Annotated in this window: 6 protein-coding genes and 1 pseudogene; all 7 read left to right on the plus strand. The window is 37.4% G+C overall.

Annotated features, from left to right (window positions below; all coding sequences use genetic code 11):
- The first annotated feature begins 281 nt into the window (after positions 1-281).
- A complete protein-coding gene (locus tag ACXM1Q_RS08020) occupies positions 282-2,387 on the plus strand; it encodes a type I restriction-modification system subunit M (protein ID WP_458517616.1) in 2,106 nt (701 codons plus the stop codon).
- Positions 2,380-3,588, plus strand: a complete 1,209-nt coding sequence (locus tag ACXM1Q_RS08025; protein WP_458517617.1) for a restriction endonuclease subunit S — start codon at positions 2,380-2,382, stop codon at positions 3,586-3,588. The genes ACXM1Q_RS08020 and ACXM1Q_RS08025 overlap by 8 nt, the downstream gene beginning before the upstream one ends.
- Before the next feature lie 2 nt (positions 3,589-3,590).
- A complete protein-coding gene (locus ACXM1Q_RS08030; RefSeq protein ID WP_458517618.1) occupies positions 3,591-4,283 on the plus strand; it encodes a hypothetical protein in 693 nt (230 codons plus the stop codon).
- Complete coding sequence (locus tag ACXM1Q_RS08035) at positions 4,280-5,263, plus strand: hypothetical protein (protein WP_458517619.1); 984 nt, start codon at positions 4,280-4,282, stop codon at positions 5,261-5,263. The genes ACXM1Q_RS08030 and ACXM1Q_RS08035 overlap by 4 nt, the downstream gene beginning before the upstream one ends.
- A gap of 192 nt (positions 5,264-5,455) precedes the next feature.
- Positions 5,456-5,736, plus strand: a pseudogene (locus ACXM1Q_RS08040) (cell filamentation protein Fic); the annotation flags it as partial.
- Between the two features lie 24 nt (positions 5,737-5,760).
- Entirely contained in the window at positions 5,761-8,730 is a 2,970-nt protein-coding gene (locus ACXM1Q_RS08045) for a type I restriction endonuclease subunit R (RefSeq protein WP_458517620.1), read from the plus strand.
- A 67-nt stretch (positions 8,731-8,797) separates the two neighbouring features.
- A partial coding sequence (locus ACXM1Q_RS08050; protein WP_458517621.1) for a helix-turn-helix domain-containing protein occupies positions 8,798-8,903 on the plus strand: 106 nt, incomplete at its 3' end.

The raw sequence follows: 8,903 nt of genomic DNA on the forward strand, positions 1-8,903 counted from the left end.
CGAAAAGCTCACAAGCTTCTGTTCGAGTGTGCCCTTCCTGAACGAAAGACAGCACACGTTTTCTAAAATCAATACTATATGTCATGGTTCTATTTTATCACGTATTATAAAGTGGAACAACTATATTTCACTAAATTATTTACACAGATTCTTATGTAGGGATTCTGATGAATATCTTTTGAGGAAGGTATCCATCGGGGGGAGTTTTAACATAGTTATATTAAAACCTCTGTATACATTTGCTATAATGGAGTTAGGAAAGTAAATCATTAGGAGATTATATGTCGAATATCAAAGATAAATTACCTGTTTTTCAAGCAAATGATATCAATATCAGTAAGGATGTTAGTTTAGTCTGGTCTATTGCAAATACTCTACGTGGAGCTTACCGAGCGGATAAATACCGAGATGTCATCATTCCCATGTTTGTATTGGCTCGCTTGGAAGCTGTCCTTTTACCGACCAAGGAAAAAGTGTTAGTTCAATATCAGTCAAATCCCTCGACGCCAGAGAAAATCTTTGAGTCTATCACGGGTTATAGATATTACAATACCAGCAAGCATACACTGAAGAACTTGTTGAATGAACCCGATGCAATCAAGGATAATTTTTTGGATTACCTAGATGGTTATTCCAAACGAGTAAAGGATATTATCGAGAATTTGAAATTTAAGGAGCAGGTGGATACCTTGGCAAGCACAGGACGTCTGTTTACAGTAGTGAAGAAATTCTCGGAACTTGATTTGTCACCAAGTTCCATTGATTCTATGCGTATGGGTTATATGTTTGAGGATATTATCCGTCGCTTTTCTGAAAACGAGGAGGCAGGTTCTCACTACACACCAAGGGAAGTCATCGCCCTCATGGTCAACTTGCTTTTAATGGAGGCAGATGAAGAGCTTTTTGTAGATAATAAGGAAATTAAGATTTTAGATATGGCTGCAGGTACAGGTGGTATGCTAGCAACTGCCAAAAGCTATATCCAACAGCTCAATCACAAGGTAAACGTCCGCTTGTTTGGTCAGGAGTATCTAGCTGAAACCTATGGTATTGGCAAGGCGGATATGCTGATCCGTCAGGAAGAATCGGACTACTTTGTCAAGGCGGATACGCTCAAGGATCCAGATCCATTTTATGATAAGAAAATGAACTTTATCATTGCCAATCCACCATTTGGTCAGTCTTGGGGAGGTAAGGATGCGGATGACGGAGTAGAGCAGGCGGTCAAGGATGATCAGGCTTTCTTTGAGTCGACAGAAGGCAGGGAAGGTCGTTTCGTCAATACTCCCACGACAGGCGATGCTCAGTTGCTCTTCCATCTACATGCTTTGGCGAAGTTGGAGGAAAATGGCAGAGCAGCTATCATATCAAACGGTTCACCCCTATTCTCAGGTGGAACGACATCTGGGGAAAGTCAAATCCGCCGTTATATCTTAGAAAATGATTTGTTGGAGGCCATTGTTGCCCTCCCAGGTCAATTTTTCTACAATACTGGAATCGGTATCTATATCTGGCTTTATAATAAGGATAAGAGTCCAGAAAGACAAGGTAAGGTCCAATTTATCGATGCGACCAATGAATTTGTTCCATTGCGGAAATCACTGGGACAAAAACGCCGTGAGCTGTCACAGGACAATATCAAGGATATTCTCAAGTGGTACCATGACTTTGAGGAAAATGACCGTGTGAAAATCTTTGACAGCAAGGAATTTCTTTATAAAGAATACCTAGTTATGCAGCCTCTACAACGTCGTGGAGAAATTACAGAGAAAAGTCTCGAAAGTGTCCAGTCGGTCCAGTTTTTTACCAAGCTCTTTGATGAATACAAGTACCAAGAATTACTGGAAATGGAGCCACGCACAGCCAAGCAGGATAAGGAATTGCAAAAGCTTGAAGAAGGTAGGGAAAAGCAAGAGGAAATCCTCCGAGCCCTCCGTCAAGGTCTGTCGGAAACTACCTATCCAAACTTTGAGATCTTTACAGCCACATTGAAAGAACTCTTGTCAGAAGTCAAGCTGACTCCAGCCAATCTCAATGCCCTAGCTCTTGCTATGAGTGAGATGGACAAGACTGCTGAGGTTATCACAACTAAGAAGAAAGACAAGTTGGGTGAGATTGCGGACGGTATCGTCTATGACAAGACTACTAAGGATTCTGAGATTGTCAAGCTCTCGGAAGAAGTAGAAGCTTATTTTGAACGGGAAGTCTATCCTCATGTCCCAGATGCTCACTTCTGGTGGGAGGAAAACAAGCTAGGAGCAGAAATCCCCTTTACCCGCTATTTCTACCAATATCAAGCTCCAGAAAAGGCAGAAGACCTGCTCAAATCATTCTATGACCTAGAAGACCAACTACAAGCACTCTTGGAGGACCTCAAACATGACTAGGATGAAAGATAGTGGTATCGAGTGGATTGGGGAAGTACCAGAGGAGTGGGGGGTAACAAAGTTAAAATATATTTGCGGAATGCAGAGCGGAAATAATTTAACTTCCCTAGAGATTTCTTCTGAAAATGATGGTGGAAAGATCTTTCCAGTTTATGGAGGCAATGGTCAACGGGGATACTACAGTGATTTTACGAATGAAGGAAATTATTGTTTGGTCGGTAGACAGGGTGCATTAGCTGGCAATGTTCATTTTGTTTCAGGAAAATTTTGGGCAACTGATCATGCGATAGTTGTTTATGAACATACACATACCTATTCCAAATATCTTTGCTATTTATTAAAAGCAATGAATCTAAATCAGTATGCTTTTGAAACAAGTGCTCAGCCAGGAGTTTCTGTAGAGAAAATATTACAACTAGAAACGATTCATTGTCCAAAAGGCGAACAAACCCAAATCGCTGATTTCCTCGACAAAAAAGTCGCTCAGATGGATAAGGTCAAAAGCCTTCTGGAAGAGCAAATTAAGACTTTGGAAGACTACCGCCAAAGCCTTATTTACGAAACCGTCACAAAAGGACTGGATAAAACCGCTCCCTTGAAAGAAGTTGATAATAAATGGATAAGTGTTATTCCAAGTGATTGGGAAGAAAGAAAATTGAGATATCTTGCTCAGACTAGGAACGAAAAAATTTTAACGGAAAATTCAGATTCATACGTAGGGTTGGAAAATATTACTCCTAGAACGGGATTATATATTGAAACAGAGTCAGAGGTAGATTTAACTGAAAATATCAGTTTTAAACAAGGGGATATTTTATTTGGGAAATTGAGACCATATTTGCGAAAATTTTGGAAAGCTGAATTTGATGGGACTGCTAGTTCAGAGTTTATAATATTTAAAGATTCTATACTGGATCTTGAATTTTTATATTGGGCAATTCAAAGTGATAGTTTTGTAAATGATGTTAATTCATCAACCTATGGGAGTAAAATGCCAAGAGCAAGTTGGGAATATATAAAGGAGATTAAAATTCCTTTTCCAGTATCTCAAAATGAACAGAAGTCTATAGTAAAATTTCTTAATGAAAGAGTGGTTCAAATCAACCAAATGATTGCTATCAAAAAAGAACAAATTGAAAACATCAACAAACAACGTCAAACACTGATTTATGATTACGTGACAGGGAAAAGGAGGGTGTAGGAATGCTGTTTGGAACAAATTTAAAATTCCGTATTTCTTACTTTTATACAGCATTTTTCCCAGCATTCCTGCTCATTACTTTTTCACTTTTGGATTTTAGTTCTTTTGTTTGGAAAAAAGTTGATACGATTTTAGCTTATATGTTGAGAAATACTTTGCCATTAGTTGTAATAATATGTTTATTCTTAATAATGATTCTTTCTATCTTAACTATAAAAAAATATATTATTAGTAGACAATCTGAGGAATTTATAGTGACGAATATTGTTTTGAACTTTAATTATTATGATATAAAACTTTCCGATAAGAGACAAGGGAAGGTAATCTCTGTACAGGATGCTCCGAAAATAAACTCAGGATTTATTACATTTGTAACGTCAACTATTGCTCCATCAATAATTTTGAAATTCATGGAAGGTGTAAATTCTATTTTGGCATTTTTTATTATTGTAGTTTTCTTTATATTATTGATGTTAGGTAATGATGTGTTTCCAAATCTTATATTGCCGATTTTTGGCATTCATTTGTTAGTGACTAAAGATAATTACAACATCTTTTATTTGAGAAATGATGTCGAATCGTTTACAGGAGTAAAACGACTTTGCTCACTGGGTAATACAGGGACATTAGCCAGAACATTTGTTTTTTATGACCAAGAGGTTTTTGATGTAGAGATAGGAAAGAGGTTAACATGATTAAATTATATGCAGTAGGTTGGCAAGCTGGATATGGGAAAGTATTAGGAAAGTTGAAAAATTTTAGAGAAGTAGTTTCAGATGACTTAGAAAAATATATTTCGAATATCAAGTTTGTAACTGAAATTAATTCAGAAAAAGAATCGATAGAAGATAAGTTTGATGAGGCTATATTAACATTACAAAATATTGAGACAAACGGTAATAATACAGAGGTTCCTTTTTTTCGATCAGTTACTCAAAACCTTACTGGAGATTATGAGAGGATTAAGTTGATTAGTGAACAGATTGATCAAACTTTGCCAAAATTAAATGATTTTAAAAACATACGCCTCTATATGATTACTCATCAAATTGAAGGGACAAAATATAGATATTTTTTAAAAGCCCTTAGAACAGCTACGTTGAAGTCTAGATTTATTGCAACACAAACTTCTGGAAAAATAAAAATTACAGACTTGGAAAATGAAGGGAAGTCTATGCCATTTGTAATCAGTTACGCTGAGAAGATTACAAATGAATCTGTTATTCAATATATTTTTGACGTACAGGACTATGAAACTATTTTTGGATTAAACGAATCGAAAATGAAAATGGCAAAAGAAAATTATAGCAAATTTCTTTCACTTGAAGGTAACTCTCCTGAATATAAAATTTCTGGCGAGTATGAAGTTGAAGTCAGTGATTCTGAATCTAAAAAAATATATGAGAAATTAAAGTCTAATCGAAAACTGGTAAATATACTTTCCAAGTATTCCAATGAGGCAGAACAATTTAAGTGGGAATATGTAAAAGAAGCAAATGAATTATCTCAAAATTTTTTCCAAACTCCTTTTCAATTTGACGAAGATAGAAAAATAATTATGCTTACGGCTGAATCTCTAGAAGCCTTTGTTTCTGTCATAACTAATTCAAAGAAATTGGGTATTGCAAAACACGAATACGAAGACCCTACTGCTGATGTCAGACGAAGTACTTAGAAAAATATCCTTCCGAAAATCCACCAAACATCCATCCGTTATCTCCCTATCCTTCCGAACTGTACTATAATAGTATTATGAAAAGGTTTGCTTTTATTAGAAGGTGGGTGTTTTATGTACATATCGGTTAAGCAAGCGACGGAGACGGAGCTCTGGGAGATTTCAGTTCGTCGTGTTCGTGAACGTTGTATTCAGAAAAACATAGTGCCTAAGATGACTCATTTTCATATTGCCTTTGAAAGTATACCTCGCTTTGTTGGTGGAATAGTCAGACTGGTCGGCTCTTGATCAACTTGGAGCTGATGAATCCTCCCATTGATATTAAATTTTCAGACCGATTAGGTTATTATCAAGCCTTTGATGACTTCCATGCTAAGGGAAGCCTGTCAGCAATAAAAGATTTATTTGCTATCGAATTGAACGAGAGATTAGGTATGTATTTGTCTATCCTGTCTCTTGATGATGTGGAGTAAATGCTAGAAAGAAAAGGAACAATTATGGCTCATTTTGACCTTACAGAACGTTATGATTTTCAGCAGTGGATTATCACAGATTTAGAAACAGAAAATGGTTTTATTCACAGACCGCAGGGCCAGTATAATCAACGCTTGGGAATGGATGCAGATATCTTGTGGGAGTTTCTACGAGCAACTCAAGAAGACGAGATGGATTATCTCTTGAAGAAGTTGGACAAAGAGGGGATTCTCAACTTGATTAACCAAGAAATTATCAAGGGAGGTCTTCTCTTTGCCTTGAAGTCAGGGGTTTATATTGAAAATAAACAACTACGACTGGTATATCCCAAGCCTGCCACTTCCTTTAATGCAAAGGCAGTCAAGCGGTATGAGCAAAATCGCTTTACGGTTATGGAAGAGGTTGCCTACAAGGATCAGGAACGTGTAGACTTGGTTATCTTTCTGAACGGCCTCGCTTTGTTTGCTGTTGAGTTGAAGCTCAATTCCAGTGGTCAATCGGTAGATGATGCTATTAGTCAGTTGAAAAAGCGAGATAGCAAGAACCGCTTGTTTAAGTTTAACGCAGGGGTTTTGGCTTCTTTCGCAGTAGATACTTTGGAAGTCTACATGACTACTGAAATCAAAGGGCAAGATACCTATTTCCTTCCCTTTAATATGGGGCAAGGTGAGGGGGTTGATCAAGGTGCTGGAAATCCACACAATGAATCTGGTCCAGATACAGTCTATTTTTGGAAAGAAGTGTTGACTAAGGATAGTATTCTTCAGTTGATTGAACGCTTTATCTTTTTGAAGGTTGATCGGGATAAAAAAGGCACGAAAACGCTGATTTTCCCTCGTTACCAGCAAAGACGGGCAGTAAACCGTGTCCTAGAGGATATGAAGGTCAATCACACCGATAGTAATTACCTGATTCAACACTCGGCAGGGTCTGGCAAGACTAATACGATTGCTTGGTTGGCACATAGTTTGGTCAGTCTGCATGATCAGGAAGACCGAAATGTTGTGGATGCGGTCTTGATTGTGACAGACAGGATTGTTGTGGACAGGCAACTACAGGACGCTGTTCAGGCTATCCAGCATCAGCCTGGGGTTATCAAGGTGATGGATGACAAGGCAACTTCTAGTGACTTGGCGGATGCCTTGGCTGGAAATACTAAGATTATCGCAACAACCATTCATAAATTTGCCCAAATCAATAAGTCAGATTGGATGACAGTTGGTCCAACTGCCCAGAAAAGATTTGCCATTCTGATTGATGAAGCTCACAGTTCGACGACGGGCTCCTATATGAGTGCTGTCAGTCAAGTTTTGACAGAAATAGATGTTGAAGACGGGACGATTGATGAGGTGCAGGAGGTTTCAGTGGCGGATGCCATCGAACAAGAAATCGCTCGGACAGGAAAGCAAGGTAACATTTCGATCATCGCTTTTACAGCTACGCCTAAAGCGACAACCCTCCAGTTGTTTGGAAAAACTTTACCAGATGGTTCAAAAGGTCCTTTTGATGTTTACTCTATGAAACAGGCTATCCAGGAAGGCTTTATTCTGGATGTCTTGAATAACTATACTACTTACAAGACTTACTACAAATTGAACAAGGCTATTGAGGAGGATCCTCGGTTTAAGACAGGTCTTGCCAGGAGAAAGATTGCCAAGTTTATCGAGTTATCGGATGAAAATATTGACCAGAAAGTTGAAATCATCATGGACCATTTCATCAGTCATGATATTATGGCTGAGTTGGGCGGTCAAGGTAAAGCTATGATTGTTACATCGGGTCGTGAAGCAGCAGTCAAGTATCAAAAAGCGTTTAAGCGCTATTTTGAGGAACATCATATTACTAGCATTGGAGCTTTAGTTGCTTTTTCAGGCAAGGTGAGTTTGGATGATAAAGAGTATACTGAAACTTTTATGAATGGGTTTGCGGAAGACAAACTCAAAGGAAGATTTGATACAGATGCTTACCAAGTCTTGATTGTAGCCAATAAATACCAGACAGGTTTTGACCAGCCGAAATTGGTGGCTATGTATGTAGATAAAAAGTTGCGAGATGTAGCAGCTGTACAAACTCTATCTCGCCTCAATCGTATTGTGGGAGGTTACAATAAGAAAACTTTTGTACTAGACTTTAAAAATACCTATGAGGATATAAACAAGGCTTTTGCTCCTTACTATAAGGAAACGATTTTATCAGAAACTATTACGCCAAGCCATATATTTGACTTGGTGCGTAAGATAGACGAATATGGTATTCTTGACAGTGATGTTATCCATGAGTTTAATCAATTCCTTTATCAAGAGAAACGTTCTAGTCGGGATAAGCAGAAGATGACAGCGTTGTTGAATAAAGGTTACAGTCGTGTTCGGGAGTTTGATGCGAAGGAGCAGTTGGAAATCAAAAAAGTTTTCCGAGGTTTTCTTCGAATGTATACTTTTCTGATTCAAGCTACTGCCTATCAAAATGAGGTTCTGCATGGGCGTTATAATTATCTACAAGAATTAGTTAAGATGATTGATGTTCGGCTTGGTGGGACGGATTTTACCATTGCGGATAAGATTGTGGTGGACTACATGAAGCACAAGCAAACAGGTGTCCATACTGTAGCTGACTTGGAAGGAGAATATACTCTTTCGCTTAATAAACCTAAAATCGGACCTATTGATGAAGAACAGGAAAAACGTCTTTCAGAGATTATTGAAGAAATCAATGAGCAACTTGATTTGACGATTGATCCTCAAATTGGTGTTAGCGGAGCAGTTTCTATTCGTGAACTCATGAAGAAAAATGAGAAACTCAAGCAGTCTGCTAAGGTAAATTCTCGAGAAGACTTTGAGTACACATTTGAAGATGAAATTGATTATGTTTTGATAGAAGGCTATAATCAAAATCAAGATTTTTTTGGTGTTTTGCTTAATAATGATTCCTTTAAAAAGAGAATTGCAAAGATATTTATCAATGATGTTTACGAAAGTTTAAAAAATAACAGTTGAACCATATAATGTCATATAGTTTTTTATACTCTTTTAGATTATAAACTATATATGATATACTATTTTTATGGCATACGGAATTGATTTTAGAAAACGTGTCCTTGAATATGTTAAAGAGGGACATACACGTAAAGAAACAGCAGCTTTATTTAATATTAGCATCAATACTTTAT

The sequence above is a fragment of the Streptococcus sp. 10F2 genome, assembly GCF_054331515.2.

Bases quoted from the DNA above. Each gene is read 5' to 3' on its own strand.
- ACXM1Q_RS08020 (WP_458517616.1), top strand. From the start codon at position 282: ATGTCGAATATCAAAGATAAATTACCTGTTTTTCAAGCAAATGATATC.
- ACXM1Q_RS08025 (WP_458517617.1), top strand. From the start codon at position 2,380: ATGACTAGGATGAAAGATAGTGGTATCGAGTGGATTGGGGAAGTACCA.
- ACXM1Q_RS08030 (WP_458517618.1), top strand. From the start codon at position 3,591: ATGCTGTTTGGAACAAATTTAAAATTCCGTATTTCTTACTTTTATACA.
- ACXM1Q_RS08035 (WP_458517619.1), top strand. From the start codon at position 4,280: ATGATTAAATTATATGCAGTAGGTTGGCAAGCTGGATATGGGAAAGTA.
- ACXM1Q_RS08045 (WP_458517620.1), top strand. From the start codon at position 5,761: ATGGCTCATTTTGACCTTACAGAACGTTATGATTTTCAGCAGTGGATT.